Origin of the sequence: Providencia sp. PROV255 (assembly GCF_028478065.1) — a bacterium.
In the GTDB taxonomy this organism is placed as follows: Bacteria; Pseudomonadota; Gammaproteobacteria; order Enterobacterales; family Enterobacteriaceae; genus Providencia; species Providencia rettgeri.
In genome coordinates this window covers 1-23,406 of the sequence record NZ_JAMPMI010000016.1, presented here as the reverse complement: position 1 = coordinate 23,406, position 23,406 = coordinate 1, and the positions used below count along the sequence as shown (strand labels likewise).

The window sequence follows — 23,406 nt, the reverse complement described above, 5'->3', positions numbered from 1 at the left end:
TAAAAATGGGGAGTGACTTATCACTCCCTTTAATCTTTTAATCAGTTAATTATGAGGTAGACATGTCTGCTGATCAAACCCAAAACCTGACTGATGGTATGCATATTATTGTCGATGCGCTTAAAAAAAATGGCATTGATACAATCTACGGTGTTGTTGGAATTCCAGTGACTGACATGGCAAGGCATGCACAAGCTGAAGGTATTCGCTATATTGGATTTCGCCATGAACAATCCGCGGGTAATGCGGCTGCAATTAGTGGTTTTATCACCCAAAAACCGGGTATCTGCTTAACGGTTTCGGCGCCAGGTTTTTTAAATGGTATGGTGGCGCTGGCTAATGCAACCACCAACGGTTTTCCAATGATTCAAATCAGTGGTTCGAGCGACAGAGCGATAATTGATTTGCAGCAGGGTGATTACGAAGAATTAGACCAAATGAACACGGCAAAACCCTTTGTAAAAGCGTCTTACCGTGTGAATAAACCCGAAGACCTTGGTATCGCACTCGCGCGAGCAATCCGCGCTTCGGTATCAGGCCGTCCAGGTGGAGTTTATCTTGATTTAACAACGGAAGTGTTGTCTGCCGTGATGGATAAAGACGCGGCGGATAAAACCATTTTTACAGTAGAAGACCCTGCGCCAAGACAAATTCCATCACCCGATTCAGTGAATAAAGCCCTTAAGCTGCTCGCCTCAGCTAAGCGGCCATTAATTATTTTGGGTAAAGGCGCCGCTTATGCTCAAGCGGATGACAATATTCGTCAATTTATTGAAACGACGGGCATCCCTTATTTACCGATGTCAATGGCAAAAGGGCTGTTACCAGATACGCATCCTCAGTCAGCGGCATCTGCTCGCTCATATGCCTTATCCAGTGCGGATGTTGTGGTGTTAATGGGAGCTCGCCTTAATTGGTTGCTTGATCATGGTAAAGGTAAACACTGGTCACCAGAAACTCAATTCATTCAGTTAGATATTGAACCTTCTGAAATTGATAGTAACCGCCCAATAACCGCACCTGTTGTTGGTGATATTTACTCAAGTATCGAGTCTTTATTGGCAGGGCTTAAATCAATCCCTGTTAAATCTCCAACGGAATGGCTCGCTAGTATTGATGAGCACAAGAAAATTAATGTCGAGAAAATGGCAGCTAAGTTAAACACTGACACTTCTCCTATGAATTACTTTAACGCCTTACGTGCAATCCGCGATGTGCTGGTCGATCACCAAGATGTTTATGTCGTTAATGAAGGTGCTAACACGCTTGATAACGGACGAAATATTATTGATATGTACCAACCACGTAAACGCTTAGATTGTGGAACCTGGGGCGTAATGGGCGTTGGAATGGGCTATGCAGTTGGTGCAGCTGTAACCAGTGGTAAGCCTGTTGTAGCGATTGAAGGCGATAGTGCATTCGGCTTTAGTGGTATGGAAATTGAAACGATTTGTCGTTACAAATTGCCTGTCACTATTTTGATTTTCAATAATGGTGGGATTTACCGTGGTGATGGCGTAAATCTCCATGGTGACCAAGACCCTTCCCCTACAGTTTTAATGGGTGGAGCGCGTTATGACAAAATGATCGAGGCTTTTGGTGGCATTGGTTATCAAGCAACAACGCCAGCAGAGATACAGGAAGCCTTGAAGGCAGGTTTAACATCGGGTCATCCAACCTTGATAAATGTCGTTATTGACCCTGCAGTTGGAACGGAAAGTGGCCATATTGGTAATTTAAATCCGAAGTCTGTAGTGAAAAATTAACGCAGTATCACGTTAACTAACAAAGATTACCTTACGCGGCTCATATTGATGAGCTGCGTACGGGGTCTTATTGCCAAATAGGTGGGTCTTATGGCTGATTTTATGTATAAGATTTTTATGAGCGACCTATTACCTATCATTATTATTATGGTACTAGGTTATGTGAGTGGTAAACGAAATGTGTTTACCAGTGACCAAGCGAAAGCATTTAATAAGTTGGTATTAAATTACGCATTACCTGCTGCATTATTTGTGTCTATCGCGCGTGCTAATCGAGAAATGATATTTGCAGACGCTAAATTGACTATTATTTCATTTGTGGTCTTGCTCGTTTGTTTCTTTTTCTCTTTCTTTAGCTGTAAATATATTTTTAAACATAGTCGTGGCGAAGCTGCGGTATGTGCATTAATTGCAGGTTCTCCGACAATTGGTTTCTTAGGGTTTGCGGTTCTAGACCCTATTTATGGTGAAACCGTTTCAACGGGGTTAGTTGTTGCCATTATATCCATCATCGTTAATGCCATTACAATCCCTATCGGCTTGTTCTTACTGAACCCATCTGATGCAGAAGGGAAAAAAGGCGGTGGCGGTATGGATGCATTAATCTCAGCCTTTAAAGAACCTGTCGTATGGGCTCCGGTACTCGCGACTGCTTTGGTACTGGTTGGTGTGAAAATTCCAACGGTTTGGGACCCGACATTTGATTTAATTGCGAAAGCAAACTCCGGTGTTGCGGTATTTGCTGCGGGCCTGACATTAGCCGCGAATAAGTTCGAGTTCGATGGTGAGATTGTCTATAACACGTTATTAAAGCTAGTGTTAATGCCAGGGTTAATGTTACTGGCAGGTATGATGTTTAATATGGGGACAGAGCAACTGCAAATGATGGTATTAGCCGGGGCGTTGCCACCTGCTTTCTCTGGAATAATTATTGCGAGTCGCTTTAATCTGTATACCCGGACAGGAACAGCATCGCTGGCGGTGAGTGTGCTTGGTTTTATCATCGCAGCTCCAGCGTGGATCTATATCTCTCGACTTGTTTCATAGAAAGAATAAATAGGTCAAAATGAGTTGCCATGGCGTGAGAAATGACGCCATGGCAGTTTTGTAAAAAGGTGAATTATGACTTCTTCAAAACCGCTTGATGGGATACGTGTTCTTGATTTTACAGGAGTCCAGTCAGGCCCATCTTGTACACAAATGCTTGCTTGGTTCGGTGCTGATGTAATCAAAATTGAACGCCCAGGGGTTGGGGATGTAACTCGTAATCAATTACGAGATATCCCTGATGTCGATGCGTTATATTTTACGATGTTAAATAGTAATAAACGCTCTTTAGAGCTTAATACCAAAACCCCAGAGGGAAAAGCCGTGATGGAGAAATTAATACGTCAGTCTGATGTATTAGTTGAAAATTTTCATCCGGGGGCTATCGACCATATGGGGTTTACGTGGGAGTACATCCAAGAACTTAATCCTCGGTTAATTTTTGGCTCGATTAAAGGGTTTAATGAAAATTCGCCCTATGCGAATGTTAAAGCCTATGAAAATGTTGCTCAATCTGCAGGAGGTTCCGCATCAACGACAGGTTTTCCTGATGGCCCTCCGACGGTAAGCGCTGCGGCATTGGGGGACAGTAACACGGGGATGCATTTATTGATAGGCATACTGACGGCATTATTACACCGAGAAAAAACAGGTAAAGGGCAACGTGTTACGATGTCGATGCAAGATGCGGTGCTTAATTTATGTCGTGTGAAATTACGTGATCAACAACGTTTAGAAAAACTCGGTTTCTTAGAGGAGTATCCTCAATATTCCAATGGAACATTTGGTGATGCAGTTCCCCGTGGGGGAAATGCGAGTGGGGGTGGCCAGCCGGGGACGATGCTCAAATGTAAAGGCAGTGATGTTGATCCAAATGCCTATATTTATTTTATTAATCAAGATCATAATTGGGAAAATACCTGTGATGCAATTGGGCGCCCAGAATGGAAGACTGACCCTGCTTTTGCTACTACACAGGCACGTGCAAGCCATATCCAAGATGTATGGGATGCAATCGAAGAAATCGCCAAAGACAAAGATAAACATGCACTAACCGATTATTTTGATCAGTTTGATGTGCCATGTTCTGCAGTATTAAGTATGAAAGAAATTATGGAAGACCCTTCTTTGCGTCGTAGTGGCTCAATTGTCGAGGTTCAACAACCAAAACGAGGCTCATATTTAACGGTGGGTTGCCCAATGAAGTTTTCAGCGTTTATTCCTGAAATTAAAAGTGCTCCATTGTTAGGGGAACATAATAACGAAGTGTTAAAAGAGCTTGGTTATAGTGATGAACAAATTATGGAAATGAAAAAAAATAATGTTATTTAATTAATAACATTAAATTCGCTCTTAATATGACTCTCTAAAAAAGAAAATTAATATTAGCGGCTATATTTAGATACTCGATGCATTCAAATATAGCCGCTACACTCAAGCTATTATTACCTAAATTATTTGGAATTATAGAAATGTTCTTCCTATTTAATATTTATTTTTATTAATAGCAAAAAATTATTTATTTACTAATAAATTCTTTGAATAAGGATTATTGTATGAGTATTGCTGAAATAAAAAAAAGTAGTAAGGTGGCAGCCGTTGATTTTATTCCTGCATGGGGAGATTTAAATGGAAATATTCAACGTTTAGTTGAAGCGGCAGAAAAAGTGGCCGCTCAAGGGGTAAATTATGCTGTATTTCCAGAAACGGCAGTGAGTGGTTATTTATTTTCGGACTCTACAGAATTAGCACCTTATTTAGATACTATCCCGGGAAAAACGACTGCTGCAATACTGCCTGTACTGGCTCGAACAGGAATGTATATGAGTGTGGGTATCGCGGAGCGGGATAGCGAAACTGGACTGGCTTATAATTCAGCTGTTTTGATGGGGCCGGAAGGCATTATTGGTAAATATCGTAAAATAGGCCTAAATTCTCAAGATCAAAAAGTATTTGCTCCAGGTAATACTGGCGTCAAAACCTTTGAAACACCAATTGGCCGTATTGCATTACTGATTTGTTATGATGATACCTACTGGCAATATGTACGTTTAGCCGCATTAGAAGGGGCACAAATCATTGGTTGGCATTCAGTATCCGATCGAATGATGCCTAACGCGAGTCCTGCTGAAATGCTTGGGGATCACTCAACCGTTGCCCATGTACAGCATATGAGTGCTTTCAATGGTGTCTGGGTAATTTGTGCAACACGTAGTGGAATTGAAACTAATCCAATTACCAAAGGGCAGCTCTATTATAATGGTGGTTCGAGCGTATGGGCGCCATCAGGACATAAAGTGGCTCAATCTCCAGTGCTTAGCCCATTAGAGTTAGAACCGGGGTTAAATGGCATATACAGTGCGATGATTGACTTAGATGAAGCGGATAAACAGCGCGATGCATTACTGGCGAAGCGTCGGCCTGAATTATATTTCCCAATGCTTGCTTTTCATCGTAGCCCGACAGATATCAATGCCACATCAACAATAACGCAAACAACGCTGATTGCGGCGCAGTGGGAAAAATCAGTTTCTAAGCTAGACTCAATCCAAGTGGGAGAAAATGAGCTGCTGGTTCTTCCTGAGCTTTCTGCGCTACCTTATACCAACGATCCCAACATTATTTTGTCTTATGCCGAACAACAAGGGGGCATTTTTGAGCAAACATTGAGTAAGGCGGCTCAAAAGGGGAAAGGGTATATTGTTGGAAGCTACCCTGAAATTGAAACGGATAGATTGTTCCATACGGTGGTGCTTGCAGGGCCATTAGGGGAAATATTAGCGCGCTATCGCGTTACACATCTTAATGAGCGAGATAGTGGCTGGGCAACAGCGGGTAGTTCTGTGAGTGTGACAGCAACGCCAATTGGGCGTATTGCACTGGCGGCTGCACATGAATTAGATGTTCCTGAATTAGGGGGGTTATACAGTACGTTACGCGCTGATATCCTTGCTGCGCCAGCCGGTATCCCGAGTGATTTAAAAGTAGAAATTGATAGCCATCTTTTTTCGGTTGAAGAGCCGCCGACAGGACGTGCCGATTTTATCCCTTATGCCATCGCGACATTAAACCAATTATGGGTGGTTTGTGGAGGACGAAACGAACGTGATTCTACGTCAGCGGCTATTTATGGACCAGAGCCTGTCGTGCTTACTCCAACCTTAACAGGACAACGAGGGGCTGAAGATGTGCGTTTGCAAGCTCAGGTACCTGCTCCTTTTACGTGGATTAACCAAGAACGGTTGGTGAGTGGTCAGCAAGCTATTTGGTTTCCCCCGTTAACACAGTAATGTTTATATTTTCCCGTTGTTGTTAGAGAAATAGCAACGGGATCTTATCATGAATAAAAGCCCTATTAATGGCTTCAATAATTAGATTATTAATATGCTGACTTTTCGACAGTTTGGTAGTCAAGAAACGTGGATTAAAACACTTCATTTTTTAGGGATTGTGGCCTCGTTGGTTTTAATAGCGAGTATTTCTATTGAAACCTTTAATCATGACCCCTTTCTCAAGCGGTCAATTTACTTTGATATTCAATTTTGGATCTGTATTTATTTTACATGTGATTTTTTTATTTTTTTATTTATTTCAAAAAATAAAAAAAAGTTTGTCAAAAAATACGCGATTATCGTTTTGTTATCTGTTCCGTATTTAACCATATTGGATTACACATCGATAAAATTTACTGAGGAGCAAATTTATCTTATTCGGTTTATCCCCTTATTTCGTGGTGGTGCAGCGTTTGTCATGCTTATGATGATGGTTGTAAAACGAAATACGACAGCATTATTTTTATCTTATATGATTTTGTTATTTTCAACGGTTTATTTTATTAGCTTAATTTTTTACATTTTCGAAAGGGGTCTTAATGTTGATGTTAAAACGTATGGGGATGCCATTTGGTGGGCGGCAATGACTGTCACCACATTGGGTTCAAATATTATCCCTGTGACGAGTGCTGGTAAAGTCATTACCACTATTCTAGCGGCTACCGGTATGACGGTTTTTCCTATTTTTACGGTATACATCACCTCGATTATTAGTCGACTAAGTCAGTCAGAAAAAGAATCATCAAGACAGGTAAGTAAACTATGATTTCCTCTCCAAAAGTTCCTTTTATGCAGCTACCCACTATCGCATTTTTATTAGCTATTGCGTCAGGAATGCTCGATGGATATGCCTTTTTTACGACTAAATCATTCGCTACTTTTCAGTCAGGCAATATTATTATGTTAGGCTATGAGTTTGCTAAGCACGGCCTAACCGCAGTGATGCCTTATATTATTTCTATTATTTCCTTTGGTGCGGGAGCAATGCTGTTGGCATGGATCCGTTATCGCTATAATACTGATGAAAAAACTTGGACATTTACGTTATTGTCACTGGAAATTGTCCTTTTATTATTACTTATTATTTATATTTTTTTATTTAACGTACAGTCAAATGGGTTTCATGCTGTTTGGGCTCTTTCTTTTATTGCGGGAATGCAAGGTAATGCGTTTCATAAGATTAATGGCATACTATATGGCAATATTGCGGTTACTTTGAATGTGCAACTTGGCTTTAGTTCATTGGCAGAATCTATTGCATTTAAAGGCCAAGAAAGAAAAAGTGCATTATATAAAAGTTATTGTTATTTTCTGACGCTATTGGGTTTTGCTGGCGGGGCTTTCATGATGGTGTTATTAGCTGATTTTGCAAAGGAATACGCTTTATTTGCTACATTAATCCCATTGTGTTTGATATTTTTCTTTGGACATCAGTTTTCGAAAGAAAATAAAGGAATGCCAATAGATTCAAACTAGTTTGAGTGAAAGAGGCGGGGGAAGCCCCGCCTACTAAGATGTTGTTACAAGGCGTGCTGGTGGTTAAGCGCTTCAACCGTTTTTTGGGCACCGTTATCACGTAGTGAAAGGTAGAATGCAGTCACCTTTTCAGTAAACAACGAATTATTAACGAGTTCTTTGGTAAACAAACTGTTGAGAGAAAGCAGTGCATGAACACGACTTTCATCATCAGTGCTGTTTGCAACTAGTTCAGCCAATTTTACAGCCTGTGGGTCGCTGACTTGAATTTCTGCACCATGATCATCTTTTCCGCTGACATAACGCATCCATCCTGCAACCGCTAAGGCTAAATAATCAAATGATCGGCCGTTTTTAAGATGAATTTGGATAGAGTCGAGTAAACGTTGAGATAATTTCAACGTTCCATCCATCGCGATTTGCCAAGTACGATGTTTCAACCCCGTATTTTTGAAACGCTCAATCAGGGCATTAGCATAGGCGGGTAAATCCACATTTTTGATGGATAACGTTGGCGCTTGCTCATTGACCATCAAGTGATAAGCCGCTTTTTCATAAGCGCTATCCTGCATGCACTCATTAATGTATTGATAACCAGCCAAATAACCTAAATATGCAAGGAAAGAGTGGCTACCATTTAACATGCGCAGTTTCATTTCTTCAAATGGAATGACATCTGTCACTAATTGAGCGCCCGCTTTTTCCCACTCAGGACGACCCGCGACAAAATTATCTTCAATCACCCACTGGCGAAATGGCTCACAGGCAATGGCGACGTTATCGACGATAGGGCCCAGTTGAGATTGAATTTTCTCTGCAGTGTCTGGTGTCATGGCAGGTACAATTCTATCCACCATGGTAGATGGAAAAGTGACGTTGGCTTCAATCCAATTGGCCAGTGCGATATCCTGTTTTGCGGCCATCGCTAAAATGACATTTTTCGTGATATGGCCATTTTCAGGCATATTATCACAGGACATGACTGTAAATGGTGCAATACCCAGTGCTTTACGGCGTTTTAACGCTTCAACAATCAGGCCCGGCAATGATTTTGGAGCATTTGGTGAGGCTAAATCATGTGCGATAGCGGGGTTAGCAAAATCAATCGAGCCTGTCGCGGGTACATAGCAATAACCTTTTTCAGTAACAGTCATGGAAACGATGGCAATGTTAGGGTCTAACATGCGATTGATAACAGCATCAATTCCGTGAATGGTTGGGTGTAATGCTTCTTTTACCACCCCCACCGTACGGGTTTGCCAATTATCGCCTTGCATTTCAACTACGTTATAAAGGCAATCTTGAGCGAGTAAATCTTCAATTTGTTGCTCGCCACCGACTAAATTGACTTCGCAAAAACCCCAATTACTCTGCTGTTCTGTAGCTAAAATATCCGCAAAGATGGCTTGGTGGGCGCGATGGAACGCGCCGAAACCTAAGTGAAGCATTTTTACCTTTATCTGCTCCCTATCATAGCTTGGTACTTTGATATTCGCAGGTAATTGGTTTAGGTTATTGGTTGACAGTTGCATATTTCACTTTACCTTTTTGTTGTTCAGCCTCTTCAACAGCATCCAACGTACTGGTTAAATCACGATCTTTCACTTCAGGCATGATGATGGCGCTGATTAATGAAATGGCAGAGTAAATGATGATCATGATGGCAATTGGCCACCAGCTTCCGGTGACACTACAGAAAATACCTGCTAGAACTGGGCCTAAGCCAGAGGCAATTAAGCCACCAATTTCTTTGGCCACAGCCATACCGGTGAAGCGATTACGTGAGTTGAACATTTCAGCCATCGTAATATTTTCTAAGGCAAATAATCCGAGTACTGAACAGTTATGAACGATAATAATACAGATGGTAATTAAGCTAACACTGTTCGCACCATCGACGATGACAGATAACATCGGATAGGCGAGCAACATAGCAGATAAGCTAAGAATAATATAAGGAATACGACGACCAAATTTATCGGATATCAGACCAATCACAGGAATAGTTAGGAAACCGACAACGGAGCTGATCATGATCGCATCAGTTGGAATACTCTTATCAAACAACAGGCTTTGAACCAAATATCCTGCTAAGAAAGTTTGAATTAACCCAGAGTTACCTGCTTGACCGAAACGAATGCCAGTCGCTAACCAAAATGCTTTAGATTTAAACATGGCAAAGAAACTTTCTTTCGGTGGTGTTTGTACTGCAACTTTGGCTTCTTGTTCTTCCGTATTTTGCACTTTCTCAAATACAGGGCTTTCTTTCAGATTCAGTCGTAACCATACTGCAAACAGCATTACCACGAAGCTTGCCAAGAAAGGTACACGCCAGCCCCAAGCCAGTAAGTCTGACTTATCTAACCAGAAGAACATGACAGCCCAAATTGCAGTTGCGCTTAATGTGCCACAGTTTGTTCCCAGACCCACTAATGAGGCCACAATACCACGACGGCCTTTTGGTGCATATTCTGCTAGCATGGTACCTGCACCCGAAATTTCAGCGCCTGCCCCTAAGCCTTGAATAATTCGCAAGAGAACTAATAACAGCGGTGCGAGGATACCTACCTGTGCGTAGGTTGGTAATACCCCGATTAATGTAGTACACACCCCCATCATGGTGATGGTGATAAAGAGTACTTTTTTACGGCCGATTCGGTCGCCCATTTGACCAAAGAAAATCGCACCAACAATACGTGCGACATATCCGGCACCGTAAGTTCCCATCGCAAGAATTAATGCCATTGAAGCGGATTGTTCAGGGAAAAATATTTCATGGAAAACAAGTGCTGCACCTAACGAGTAAAGCTGGAAATCCATAAACTCTAGAGCGGTTCCTAGCCAGCCAGAAACTGCAGCTTTGGTTAGATCGCCAGAACTGCGTTCCACTTTCCCTGATGGGTCAATTGACTGAGTATTCATATTATTATCCTATTAATCACGTAGGGTAGTATCCAAATCGGATTTAGTTTTTTTAATTAAATTAAAAGGTTAAAAGAATTTTACAGCAGGTTTTCTGGTCTTTTTCAAAGGTTAAGATTGCCTCTTGCGCTTCAGTGAATGGGAACTGATACGTCAAGATTTTCGTTGGGTCAATTTTTTTAGATTCTATCCAGCTAATCACCTCAGGGAATTTTTTGGCATTCAAACGTGAAGAAAACAATGAAATCTCTTTGCTGGTGATACTTTGCTGTGTAACGGCACTTGCTTCACTTGAAAAGCCCATAATAGAAACTCTTGCTGCGGGAGAAGCAATCAAGACGGCTTCTTGTAAGATAGCGGGATGGCAAGCTGCATCAAGTACTAACGTTGGGCGAAGACCCAGTGTTTTGAGTTGATCTGGTAGTGGGGTTTGTGAGTTATCAATGACAATATCAGCACCACAATCTTTTGCTCTAGCTAAACGCTCAGCCACGCGGTCAACCATGATCAAGGTTTTGACTTGATAAACCCCTTTGAGAACCTGTGCGCAGGTTAACCCAATCGTACCTGCACCATAGACTAATGCTATGTCATCTTGAGTTGGATGAACATGCGAAGTCACGTTGGCGGCAATAGAGTATGGCTCAACGGTAACGGCACACTCATCGCTGATTGAATCAGGAATAGTATAAGCATTAGCCGCAGGGACATTGACATATTCAGTGAACCCGCCATCAGTATGAACACCCAATACTTCTAGTGTTTCACACACATTTGGTTTACCAATTGAGCATGGGTAACAATGACCACAGCTAAGGACAGGGTCGATAGAGACTCGTTCACCAATGCGTTTGCTATCTATGCCTGAACCCACTTTTTCAATGACACCGAAAAACTCATGGCCAATCACACGTGGATATTTTGCAAATGGGTTATGGCCACGGTAGATATGGCTGTCAGAACCACAAATACCAGCTAAGCGAACTTTTATTTGTACTTGGTTTTCAGCCGGTTCAGGAACTGAACGTTCTTCAATCAATAATGTATTGGGTTCTTTGATTACTACCGATTTTACAGCTTTCATATTTGACTCCGAATAAAATAAAAATTACCAGTTCCACAACGTGCCGTCTTCGAGACGAGCGACTGGAAGATAAGCTGGGTTGTACGGGTATTTCGCTGCCAGTTTTTCATCAAAATCGATACCTAAACCGGGCTTATCACTTGGGTGCATATAACCATCGTTGAACGTCCAGTTAGTCGTAAATACGGACAACATTTCTTCTGAATAGCCCATAAACTCTTGAACGCCGAAATTGGGTACCCAAAGGTCAAAGTGTAAGGCGGCAGCATGGCAAATTGGGGATAGGTCAGATGGACCATGAGAACCGGTTCTGACTTGGTAAAGCGATGCAAAGTCCGCAATTCGGCGCATGCCTGTAATACCTCCGGCATGGGTAATTGTGGTGCGGATATAATCGATGAGTTGCTCTTCAATCAGTTGTTTACAATCCCAAATGCTATTAAAAACTTCACCTACGGCGATTGGGGTGACGGTATGTTGACGAATTAATCTAAAACAAGCTTGGTTTTCTGCTGGTGTTGGATCTTCCATCCAAAATAATCGATAATCTTCAATACTTTTACCGAAGCGAGCCGCTTCAATAGGGGTCAAGCGATGGTGCATATCGTGTAGAAGGTGTTCATTAAATCCGTATTTGTCCCGAACGGCTTCAAACAGTTTGGGCATAAAATCCAGATATTTTTCGGTTGACCAAAGTTGTTCTTCAGGGTGATGGCCTTTTGTGGCAGGTTCATAAGCAAGGTTTTTTCCTTTACTCTGTCCATAGGTAGTTGCCATTCCTGGAATGCCACACTGCACACGGATCGCTTTAAAACCTTTTTCTTTATATTTTGCGTAGTTATCTAGTGTTTCAGCAATATCGGTACCCGTGGTGTGGCAATAAACCATCACTCCTTCACGAGAAGCGCCACCGAGTAACTGATAGACCGGAAGGTTGGCAATTTTGCCTTTAATATCCCACAGTGCCATATCAATCGCAGAAATGGCGGACATCGTAACTGGGCCTCTACGCCAGTAAGCTCCCTTATAGAAGAACTGATAAATATCTTCAATTTTATGTGGGTCACGGCCTATTAGCTGAGGACAGAGGTGATCTTGAAGATAGGATGCTACAGAGAGCTCCCTCCCGTTAAGGGTGGCATCACCTAATCCATATACGCCTTCATCGGTTGTAATTTTTAATGTGACAAAATTACGACCGGGGCTACATACAAAGACTTCTGCTTTTATAATTTTCATTTTGGCCCAAATCCCTATTACTTGTTAACCAACTGATCAACCAAATTACCATGAAATACTCAAAGTGGTTTATTTATTGGTTGACCAAATTCTCTTTTTTTCACTCTATCAATCGGTAAATTAAAAAACAATGACTAAAAAGACGACAATAAGTGAATCTGATCACAAATTGGTTAACTAATTTTGCGGAAATAGTGGATAAATTGGTTGACCATTGTAATGAGGGACGATAATCTACAATGGAAGAACTAAATTTAATTCGACAACGCGTTGTACATATATATGAAAACTCAATACCGCTCGTACCAATACCTAGGTCAGCAGTTAAAAGAGCTCATTGCATCTGGTGAATATCCGATAGGAAGTCGTTTAATGCCAGAGCGTGAGATCGCTAAAAAATATGATGTTAGTCGCTCATTGGTACGTGAAGCACTCATCATGTTGGAAATTGAAAAATTGGTTTCTATCAAGAAAGGTTCTGGGGTTTATGTCATTAATCATCCAGACCTATTGATTGATGAAATTAAAAGTTTAGATCATGGCCCTTTTGAAATACTGCAAGCTCGCCAAGTGATTGAAAGTGCAATAGCTGCATGCGCTGCTTTGTCAGCAACAAAAGCCGATATCCAAGAGATCCGCGCATTATTAGAAGATGAGCGAATCAAAGTCGCGAATAATGAAAGTGACGATGCTAATGATCATAAGTTCCATGTGTTAATTGCTCGCGCAAGCAAGAATGACATGATGGCGAAGATTATTGATGATATCTGGGCTGTGCGGTTACAAAGCCCTATGTGGGATAAGCTTCACGAACATATTGACAACACGACTTACCGAAAAAAGTGGTTGGTTGATCATGAAAATATTTTAAATGCACTACAAAAACGTGATCCGGAGTTGGCTAAAAAAGAGATGTGGCAGCATTTAGAGAATGTCAAAAATACGCTAATGCAGCTTTCTGATTTTGATGACCCCAATTTTGATGGTTACCTATTTGAAACAATTCCTTATCAGACTATTTTTGAATAATCGAAGGAGAAGTACTCATGGAGCATACGTGGCGTTGGTACGGTCCTAATGACCCTGTTTCTTTAAGTGATGCTAGGCAAGCAGAGGCGACAGGTATCGTCTCTGCGCTCCACCATATTCCTAACGGTGAAGTTTGGAGTGTCGAGGAGATTTTAAAGCGTAAGGCTATTATTGAAGATGCTGGGTTAGTTTGGTCTGTCGTGGAAAGTATTCCTGTTCACGAAGATATTAAAACTCAACAAGGTAATTTTGATCTCTATATTCAAAATTACCAACAGAGTATTCGTAATTTAGCATCCTGTGGTATTAAGACCATTTGCTATAATTTTATGCCAATTCTAGATTGGACGCGTACTGACCTTGCTTACACGCTACCGGATGGCTCCAAAGCGTTACGGTTTGATAATATTGCTTTTGCTGCGTTTGAAATTCATATTTTAAAGCGTGAAAATGCGGCAGAGAGTTATTCAGAACAAGAAGTTAAAGAAGCGGCTGAGTATTATGCCAATATGTCATCTGATGACATTGAAAACCTGATTAAAACCATCATCGCAGGGCTACCGGGTGCGGAAGAAGGTTATACATTAGACCAATTCCGTGAGCGCTTGGCGCTGTATAATAATATTGATGAAAATCAGTTACGTGAGAACTTACGTTATTTCTTGCAGAAAATCGTTCCTGTCTGTGAAGAAGAAAATGTGGTTTTAGCTATTCACCCTGATGACCCTCCACGCCCAATTTTAGGCCTGCCACGTATTGTTTCTACCATTGAAGATATGCGGTTTATTAAGCAAAGCTGCGATAGTATTCATAATGGGTTTACTATGTGCACAGGTTCTTATGGTGTACGAGCCGATAACGACCTAGTAAAAATGATTAATGAATTTGGTGATCGCATTCATTTCACGCACTTACGTTCAACGGTGAGAGAAAATAACCCGAATACCTTCCATGAAGGCAATCATATTGCAGGTGATGTTGATATGTTTGAAGTGGTCAAAGCCATTTTAGCGGTTGAACAAAAACGCTATGCTGCGGGGCTTGCACCCATTCCAATGAGACCAGACCATGGCCACCAAATTTTAGATGATTTGAAAAAGGTGACCAATCCAGGCTATTCCGCTATTGGGCGCTTAAAAGGTTTAGCAGAAGTTAGAGGTTTAGAGCTCGCAATTAAGCGTATGTATTACCCTGAATTACTGAAAATCTAAAACCTAATTCGTTGTTAACAATATTGGCTTTTTATTTGGTATTTTGATGATACCAAAGGGACTGTTATACCCCTAAAGAAGCAAAACTGTTATTTCATTGTTACGCGACCGAATAGTATTTGGTCGCGTATTCTATTGACCATAAATGCTTTTTATATTTATTTTTATCTAAAAGGTACAGTAGATATGATATTAAATATATTTATGTTTTTATTTATTTCTTATTGAAGAACGGCAATAAAAAACACCTGAGATAAGAGTGAAATACCTATTCCTGTTGCAAATAGAAGGCTGCTTGCAGCATAAGCTTGTAGTCATAACCACTTCAAACCATAACTTCAGAATTTTTATCCTAGTGATAACAATTTATTTATATCAAATAAAACAATCATCATCCTGATTTACATTTACCTTGATCTACTCCGGGTTAATGGAAGGGATAATTCAGGGGCTAGAGTAGCCTCAAGATGACTTTTGTTTTATCCTGAACATTAGAGAACCGCTTTCGCGGATATAAATATGATGAGCAAAACGCTTTCGAGAAAATAAATAGCCTTTTCTCGGGAATTGTCGTTATAAAAAAATAGAAAAGAGAGAACGCAATGGGTATTCGTATCGTTCCTAAAGAAGAGTTAGGACAAGAAAGATTGAAAGAAAAAGGAATTGGTTTTATTCCACCAGTTCTGTTTCCTAACTTAAAAAGCTTATATCAGCGCCGTGCTGAGCGACTTAAAGAACTTGGTGCGGGAGAACATCCTTTTGCAGATTATCTGAATTTTGCCGCTGAAGTGGCAACCGCGCAACATAATGCACAGCATGATAATCCATTAGAAATGGATATGGCATCTATCCTTGAGCGTTCAACAAATACCAATAATTCGCCATTGGATGCAAAAACATTTCCACGCACAACACATTGGCACAAATTATTGACGGCAATTATTGCCGAATTAATGCCAGTCGTGCCTGAGTCTGTACGCCCTGCGTTAGAAAACCTGAATAAAGCGTCTGAAACAGAACTTGAAGCTATGGCAACTGCGCTGCTAAATGAAGAATTTGAAAAAGTTCCTGCGGATAAATCGATGTTTATTTGGGCTGCATTATCGGTGTATTGGGCACAAATGGCAGCAAATATCCCGGGTAAAGCGCGTGCAGAACATGGTGACCATCGTCATTTCTGCCCTGTATGTAATAGCATGCCAGTGTCGAGTATTGTGCAAATTGGTACATCACAAGGTTTACGTTATTTGCACTGTAATTTATGTGAAACTGAATGGCATATGGTGCGCGTTAAATGCAGTAACTGTGAGCAAACGGGTAAATTGAATTATTGGTCATTGGATGATGAAAATGCGGCTGTTAAAGCTGAAAGCTGTGGTGATTGTGGTAGCTATCTGAAAATCCTTTATCAAGAAAAAGAAGCTAAAGTTGAAGCTGTCGCTGATGATTTAGCGTCAATTATTTTAGATGCTCGCATGGAAGAAGAAGGTTTTGCACGTAGCAGTATTAATCCGTTCTTGTTCCCTGGTGAAAAATAAGCGGTAAAAGAGAATCGTGACTATGGCTGAATCAGACTTGGTTTTATATCGCCAACTTCCTGCGATTGATAAATTATTGCAACTCGATGAAGTGCAAATATTGATTGAACAATCAGGGGCTCACTGGGTCACTGCATGTTTACGTGAGATGCAAGAGCAAGCTCGAACCTGTATTGCACAGGCAGGGAAATTACCTGCCTGGCAGGAAGATTGGGTAAAAGAGTTAGCTCAACGCCATCAAGCTTTAGGGCAAAGTGCCCTAAAAAACGTGTTTAACTTGACCGGTACGGTGTTACATACCAATTTAGGCCGTGCGGTAATGTCGACCACAGCCGTGAATGCGGTTAGCCAAGTGATGAGTTCGCCTGTCACATTAGAATATTCTCTAGATGGCGCGATGCGTGGGCATCGTGACCGTGCGATTGCTGATTTACTGTGTGAGCTCACTGGCGCAGAAGATGCGTGTATTGTTAATAATAATGCTGCTGCAGTTTTATTATTGTTAGCAACGGTTGCGAATGGCCAGCAAGTTATTGTTTCTCGTGGTGAATTAGTTGAGATTGGCGGGGCTTTTCGAGTGCCTGATGTCATGGCTCAGGCTGGCTGCCAATTAGTTGAAGTGGGAACAACAAATCGGACCCACTTACGTGACTATGAGAATGCGATTAATGATCAAACTGCACTATTAATGAAAGTGCATACCAGCAATTACAGTATTGAAGGATTTACTGCTGAAGTTGAAGGTGAAGAGCTTGCACAGCTAGGTAGAAAGTACCAATTACCAACGGCAATTGATTTAGGCAGTGGTTCGATGATTGACATGACGGCTTATGGGCTACCCGCAGAGCCCATGCCACAAAGTTACCTTTCTCAAGGTATTGATTTAGTTTCAATTTCTGGAGATAAACTTCTCGGTGGTCCACAAGCAGGGATTATTTTAGGGAAGAAGAAATGGATTGATGCAATTCAAAAACATCCATTAAAACGTGCTTTACGGGTTGATAAAATGGTTCTAGCTGCACTTGAAGCAACGCTAAAACTGTATTTAACGCCCGAAAAACTCACAACAGAATTACCCACATTACGTTGGCTAACACGAGATCCTGAAACTATTCGTGATAGCGCAGAAAGCATAGTTGTTGCTCTACAAGCCTTTTACGGGGATAAATTTATTGTTGAAGTTGAGCATTGCCTCTCACAAATAGGTAGCGGCTCACTTCCCATCGACCGTCTTCCAAGCTTTGCGGTAACCTTTACACCATTAAATGGAAAAGGTAGCACATTAGAGCAACTCGCTACGCAATGGCGTCAGTTACCTCAACCTGTGATTGGGCGTATGAAAGAAGGTAAATTGTGGCTTGACCTGCGCTGTCTTGATGATGAACATGCGTTATTACAGGCTTTACTTTCATGATTTTTGCGACAGCAGGCCATGTTGACCATGGCAAAACCTCATTAATTCAAGCTATTACTGGCGTAAATACCGCACACCTCCCCGAGGAAAAAAAGCGCGGAATGACCATTGACCTAGGGTATGCCTACTGGCCGCAGCCTGATGGTAGCTCGATTGGTTTTATCGACGTTCCAGGACACGAAAAGTTTTTAGCCAATATGTTGGCTGGGATTGGCGGTATAAATCATGCGCTTTTGGTTGTCGCTTGTGATGATGGTGTAATGGCGCAAACCCTAGAACACCTTTCTATTTTAAGACTAGCGGGTTGTGAAAATGTCAGTGTCATACTGACGAAGGCTGACAGAGTTGATCATTCGCGAATTGAACAGGTCACGGAGCAAGTTACCTCTGAGTTGGCTCAGCAAGGTTGGCCAGATGCAAAACTATTTATTACGTCTATTGAAGATGGGCGTGGCATTGATGCGCTACGGTTATATCTGCAACAGCTTCATCAGCAAAGTGGTTCACATCCCAATATCCAACGTCGTTTTCGTTTAGCCATTGACCGCGTTTTTTTGGTTAAAGGTGCAGGGATTGTGGTGACTGGTACCGCGTTAGCGGGAAAAATTCACGTTGGCGAGTCACTTTGGGTGACTGGGGCGGATAAGCAAGTTCGTGTCAGAGGTATTCACCGGCAAAACCAAATATCTGAATTCGCTGTCGCGGGGGACCGTGTGGCTTTAAATTTGACAGGTGATATTGATAAAGAAAATATCACTCGAGGTGATTGGTTACTTGCAGAGCAACCCGCATTTATTGCAACACGGGTTATTGTCGAACTGGAATGCGATACATTAATTAAGCACTGGCAGCCTGTGCATCTCTATCATGGTGCAAGCCATATCACTGGCCGAGTATCATTATTAGTGGAACAAGGAGAAACCCCTGTTCTCGCAGAATTAATTTTAGATACCCCATTATGGTTAGTAGAGAATGACCGGTTAATCATTCGTGATATTAGCGCTCGCCAAACGTTAGGTGGGGCTCGAGTGATACGTTTGGTTTCCCCACGCCGAGGTAAAAGACTCCCAGAGTTTTTGGATTGGTTATCTAGGCTTTGCCGAGAACAAGACGAACTGGCTCACTTTAAGTTACAACTTCCACAAGGTGAACTTAATTTACGGGATTACAGTTGGGCGCGTCAGCTCACCCATGAGGCGTTAGATAACTTATTAGCAAAAACGGATGTGGAACGGGTTGGCAATCACGTTTTATCCATATTTAAAACGCAAATAGCGAAAGAACATATCGTTCAAACTCTTGAAAAATTTAATGAAATACACAGTGACCAAATTGGTGTTGGCAAAGCACGTTTAAAACGTATGGCTCTGCCTTCAATGAGTGAAGCATTAGCCTTTAAATTCATTGATGACCTAATTACTGACAATGTTATTAAGCAAACACGTGGCTGGTTGCATATGCCTCAACATGGGTTGGTTTTTGATGCGCAACAGCAGCTGATTTGGCAACAAATATACCCATTATTTTCACGTAATGAGGCGTGGTGGGTGCGTGATTTAGCATTAGAAAGTGGTTATGAAGAAGATACGATGCGTCGCGTGTTAAAAAAGGCGGCACAAATGGGGTTAATTACGGCAATAGTTCGTGACCGCTATTATAGTCATGAACAAATTAATTATTTTGCTTCACTTATTCATCGTTATTGCTTGGAAAATGAAGCTATTTTTGCGGCTGATTTTCGTAACGAATTAGGGATTGGTCGAAAACTCGCGATTCAAATTCTTGAGTTTTTTGATAAAAGCGGTTTTACTCGTCGTAAAGGCGATGGTCACCATTTACGAGATAAAGGCATTTTCGTTGAATAAATTGAGTGTTTTAATCCGTTATAGTAGTGCTTCATAGCAACCTCCAATATTAAACTTGTGGTAAAACTAATGAAGAAAAAGTTATTTGCAGGCTTTTATCTGGCATTGATCTTTATTGGCTCCCTTTTCTTAGTCTTTGAAAAAGGTAGTGTAATTTATCCTGCACTCATATCGGTCAGTGTATATGCCGTTTTATTCGGTATTTTAATGGTGCTAACAGCCCGCTGGTTATTTTCTGTGATTATTACCAGTACATTATTTATCATCATTAAATTCCTGAACCAGTTAAAAGTTCATTATTACAAAGAACAACTCTTCTTTAGTGATATCAATATCATGACGGACACTTCCAATATGGGGACCTTGGGTCATTATTGGTTAGCGGGTGTCGCATTGGTCGGGTTGCTTATATTATTAGTCATTAATGGGGTTATTAGCTGGCGGTTGGTCAAACCAAGTAAATCAAAGATTACTCGCGTTATTGGTGTCGTTCTTATTGTTGCAGGTTATTTTAGTATTAACTTCACAAGCTCACATTATTATGACAGATGGTCTCAGACGTTGCCAAAAGGCCGAGGGACAGTGACCAATATTATTATGTCAGCACAAAATGCGAGTTATCAGTCTCCTGAATTTGCAGGTTCAGCTGATTACTTTGTGAAAAAAGCAGCTGCTATCTCCCTAGAAAATAATGTGGTATCAGAAAAGCCAGACATCGTTTTATTACTACAAGAATCTACTGTTGACCCACATATTTATGATTTACCTGAAGGAACCAAGCTTCCCAATTTATTTATGTTCCAGCAAGATAATGGCGTAAGTGCGCATAGTCAGATGCGGGTACAAACTTTTGGAGGGGGAACTTGGTTATCTGAATTCTCCGCCTTAACTGGCTTAAATAGCGATGATTTCGGTGCGCAAAAAAGCGGTGTATTTTATTTTATCGTTGACCACCTTAAAAATAGCTTATTCAAAGAAATGAAGGCCAACGGTTATTATACTGTGGTACTTACTCCTTTTAATAAAGGTGCATACCATTCAGGCCATGCCTATGAAACGCTTGGGGTTGATAGAATTATTCAACCACAAGAACTTGGCTACCCAGGAAAACTACAAGATAACTTATGGACGATCAGCACCGATGATATGCTGAAATACGTGAAAGAAATCTTAGCTCAAGAAACAGATAAACCTGTATTTATTTTCTCTCTTACCATGTATGAACATGGCCCTTATAAAGAGAGTCATAGTGATGACTATGGCATAAAAGACAAAATTAAAAACCCTGATGCTGCGGGTGAATTTAGCCATTATATGGACAAAATCGCCACTTCAGATGCATCAATACGCAATTTTGCAGACTTTATTGAAAAACGTGAGCGCCCGTTGATGTTTTTATATTTTGGTGACCATCAACCAGGCATTAGTTTAAATCAGTATAATTCTTCATTTTCATCTCCCGCTTACTTAACACAATTTACCTTACGGGATAATTTAAAATCAGGGACGGTGATCAAAACGGGCCAGCTAACCGATATTTCCTTCTTAGGTGGTATTTTATTGGAAAGAGCGAATTTAAAAATATCCCCATTTTATGAGGCTAACATCAAAATGCGTCACTTATGTGATGGCAAGCTGAATGATTGTGAAGACCAAAAGTTACTTGATAGCTACCGTAACTATGTTTATGGAACTTTAGAAGCGGCTAACGCCAATAAAGGTGATATGCAATAGTATGTTATTATCAGCCGTAGATATTTACGGCTGATCCCCTCTTTTTTGTTATTTCCTACCTAAAATATTAATACTTTCTTAAAATTTATTATTTTTTTAGGCTTTCTTGTTTTAATAACAAAACCATTCGTTATTATTTTTGTCTTAATTTTAGGTATTTTTTCTGTGAAATTTGGTGCTCATTCAGAGCTTAAGAATGGTTTAACGCTAGAAGACAATGAATATGAAATATTTGGTCACGGGAAGTGCGGGTTTTATTGGTTTTAAGCTTTGCCAGCGTTTATTAGAGGACGGACATGAAGTTGTTGGGATTGATAACTTAAATGCATATTATGATCAAGGGCTTAAACAATCCCGTTTACATTTATTGGAGCAGTTCCCTTTATTTCGCTTTATTCATCTTGACCTCACTGACCGTGAAACCGTTCGGGTATTGTGTACCCAAGAGCAATTTGACCGAGTCATTCACCTAGCAGCACAAGCGGGGGTCCGTTACTCATTGGAAAACCCATTTGCTTATGCAGACAGTAATTTGACTGGTCACCTCGCTATTTTAGAAGGCTGTCGCCAAGCAAAAGTGAAGCATTTGGTCTATGCCTCTTCAAGTTCGGTGTACGGAGTGACCGATAAGACGCCATTTACCACGGACATGGCAACCGATCACCCTATTTCACTGTATGCGGCAACGAAGAAAGCCAATGAATTAATGGCGCACTCCTACTCGCATTTATACCAGCTTCCAACGACTGGGTTGCGCTTCTTTACGGTTTACGGCCCATGGGGGCGCCCAGACATGGCTTTATTCAAGTTTACGAAAGCTATTTTGGCGGGCGAGCCTATCGATGTCTATAATAACGGCAATCTCAGTCGTGATTTCACTTTTGTTGATGATATTGTCGAAGGTGTGATCCGTATTTCAGATATAATTCCACAAGCAAACCCGAATAACCCTTCGGCATCACCGGCAGAAAGCAGCGCGCCATATCGAATCTATAATATTGGTAATGGTCAACCCGTTAAATTGATTGAATTTATTTCTGCACTGGAAAAAGCACTGGGTAAAGAAGCGATTAAAAACTTTTTACCTATGCAAGCGGGTGATGTATACACCACTTGGGCGGATACAGAAGACTTGTTTAATGTGACTGGTTATCGCCCACAAGTTTCTATTGAGCAGGGTGTTCAGGCATTTGTGGATTGGTATCGTTCTTATTACCACCAATAATATCAATAAGCTGTAACATCTTTAGCAGGATTTGAGAGGCAAGTTTGAAAATAGCAATCGCAGGAACCGGTTACGTCGGCTTATCTAACGCCATGTTGCTGTCACAACACCACGAAGTGGTCGCCGTGGACATCATCCCTGAAAAAGTGGCGATGTTAAACAACCATCAATCACCGATTGTTGATGCAGAAATTGAGCAATTTTTAACGGAAAAGACGCTCAATTTTCGCGCTACAGAAGATAAAACAGAGGCCTACACAGGCGCTCAGTACGTGATTGTGGCTACACCAACTGACTATGACCCAAAAACCAATTACTTCAATACTAGATCGGTTGAGTCTGTTATTCATGATGTGAATGAAATTAACCCGCAAGCGACGATCATCGTAAAATCCACTATTCCGGTGGGCTTTACCGCGCGTTTACGTGAAGAATTTGGTTATACCAACGTGATTTTCTCCCCTGAATTTTTACGTGAAGGCCGCGCTTTGTGGGATAACTTGCACCCGTCCCGTATCGTGGTA

General features: G+C 41.2%; 17 protein-coding genes and 1 pseudogene. 14 read left to right on the top strand and 4 right to left on the bottom strand.

The annotated features are described in order from the left end of the window. Window positions 1–62 precede the first annotated feature (62 nt). From oxc to PR725_RS15545, 6 genes are all read left to right on the top strand, one after another. Window positions 63–1,766, top strand: coding sequence for an oxalyl-CoA decarboxylase (oxc, locus tag PR725_RS15570; RefSeq protein ID WP_123382695.1), 1,704 nt, complete (start codon window positions 63–65; stop codon window positions 1,764–1,766). A gap of 102 nt (window positions 1,767–1,868) precedes the next feature. Then, entirely contained in the window at window positions 1,869–2,813 is a 945-nt protein-coding gene (gene yfdV, locus PR725_RS15565; protein ID WP_004906833.1) for a transporter YfdV, read from the top strand. 75 nt (window positions 2,814–2,888) lie between these two features. Continuing rightward, on the top strand, window positions 2,889–4,145 hold the full coding sequence (gene frc / locus PR725_RS15560; RefSeq protein WP_164529307.1) for a formyl-CoA transferase: 1,257 nt from the start codon (window positions 2,889–2,891) through the stop codon (window positions 4,143–4,145). 224 nt (window positions 4,146–4,369) lie between these two features. Then, window positions 4,370–6,103: a nitrilase-related carbon-nitrogen hydrolase gene (locus PR725_RS15555; RefSeq protein ID WP_240105751.1), complete on the top strand. Its 1,734-nt coding sequence runs from the start codon at window positions 4,370–4,372 to the stop codon at window positions 6,101–6,103. A gap of 94 nt (window positions 6,104–6,197) precedes the next feature. Further along, window positions 6,198–6,911, top strand: a complete 714-nt coding sequence (locus PR725_RS15550) for a potassium channel family protein (protein WP_196718927.1) — start codon at window positions 6,198–6,200, stop codon at window positions 6,909–6,911. Beyond that, complete coding sequence (locus tag PR725_RS15545; protein ID WP_272569703.1) at window positions 6,908–7,621, top strand: YoaK family protein; 714 nt, start codon at window positions 6,908–6,910, stop codon at window positions 7,619–7,621. Before PR725_RS15550 ends, PR725_RS15545 begins: the two co-directional genes overlap by 4 nt. Before the next feature lie 44 nt (window positions 7,622–7,665). Here PR725_RS15545 and PR725_RS15540 read toward each other — a convergent pair whose 3' ends face one another. From PR725_RS15540 to manD, 4 genes are all read right to left on the bottom strand, one after another. Further along, window positions 7,666–9,153, bottom strand: coding sequence for a mannitol dehydrogenase family protein (locus PR725_RS15540; RefSeq protein ID WP_115168225.1), 1,488 nt, complete (start codon window positions 9,151–9,153; stop codon window positions 7,666–7,668). Next, window positions 9,134–10,543, bottom strand: coding sequence for an MFS transporter (locus PR725_RS15535; protein ID WP_004906844.1), 1,410 nt, complete (start codon window positions 10,541–10,543; stop codon window positions 9,134–9,136). The genes PR725_RS15540 and PR725_RS15535 overlap by 20 nt, the downstream gene beginning before the upstream one ends. A 61-nt stretch (window positions 10,544–10,604) precedes the next feature. After that, window positions 10,605–11,627 carry a Zn-dependent oxidoreductase gene (locus tag PR725_RS15530; protein ID WP_272569701.1) on the bottom strand — a complete coding sequence of 341 codons (1,023 nt, stop codon included), beginning with the start codon at window positions 11,625–11,627 and terminating at the stop codon, window positions 10,605–10,607. 24 nt (window positions 11,628–11,651) lie between these two features. Then, complete coding sequence (gene manD, locus PR725_RS15525) at window positions 11,652–12,866, bottom strand: D-mannonate dehydratase ManD (protein ID WP_004906847.1); 1,215 nt, start codon at window positions 12,864–12,866, stop codon at window positions 11,652–11,654. Window positions 12,867–13,148: 282 nt separating this feature from the next. On the opposite strand from manD, the gene PR725_RS15520 reads away from it, so the two are divergent. The 8 genes and pseudogenes from PR725_RS15520 to PR725_RS15485 all read left to right on the top strand — a co-directional run. Continuing rightward, window positions 13,149–13,895 carry an FCD domain-containing protein gene (locus tag PR725_RS15520; RefSeq protein WP_042851476.1) on the top strand — a complete coding sequence of 249 codons (747 nt, stop codon included), beginning with the start codon at window positions 13,149–13,151 and terminating at the stop codon, window positions 13,893–13,895. A 17-nt stretch (window positions 13,896–13,912) separates the two neighbouring features. Then, window positions 13,913–15,106 (top strand): mannonate dehydratase, encoded by a 1,194-nt coding sequence (gene uxuA / locus PR725_RS15515; RefSeq protein ID WP_109912535.1) that lies wholly within the window; start codon window positions 13,913–13,915, stop codon window positions 15,104–15,106. A 602-nt stretch (window positions 15,107–15,708) separates the two neighbouring features. Beyond that, entirely contained in the window at window positions 15,709–16,644 is a 936-nt protein-coding gene (fdhE, locus tag PR725_RS15510; protein ID WP_004906186.1) for a formate dehydrogenase accessory protein FdhE, read from the top strand. 22 nt (window positions 16,645–16,666) lie between these two features. Further along, window positions 16,667–18,058, top strand: coding sequence for an L-seryl-tRNA(Sec) selenium transferase (gene selA / locus PR725_RS15505; RefSeq protein ID WP_272569696.1), 1,392 nt, complete (start codon window positions 16,667–16,669; stop codon window positions 18,056–18,058). Further along, complete coding sequence (selB, locus tag PR725_RS15500; RefSeq protein ID WP_109912534.1) at window positions 18,055–19,923, top strand: selenocysteine-specific translation elongation factor; 1,869 nt, start codon at window positions 18,055–18,057, stop codon at window positions 19,921–19,923. The genes selA and selB overlap by 4 nt, the downstream gene beginning before the upstream one ends. Window positions 19,924–19,992: 69 nt before the next feature. Continuing rightward, window positions 19,993–21,657: an LTA synthase family protein gene (locus tag PR725_RS15495; RefSeq protein WP_109912533.1), complete on the top strand. Its 1,665-nt coding sequence runs from the start codon at window positions 19,993–19,995 to the stop codon at window positions 21,655–21,657. Window positions 21,658–21,880: 223 nt separating this feature from the next. Continuing rightward, entirely contained in the window at window positions 21,881–22,882 is a 1,002-nt protein-coding gene (locus PR725_RS15490) for an NAD-dependent epimerase (protein WP_004906856.1), read from the top strand. 44 nt (window positions 22,883–22,926) lie between these two features. Further along, window positions 22,927–23,406 (top strand): annotated as a pseudogene (locus PR725_RS15485) (UDP-glucose 6-dehydrogenase); the annotation flags it as partial.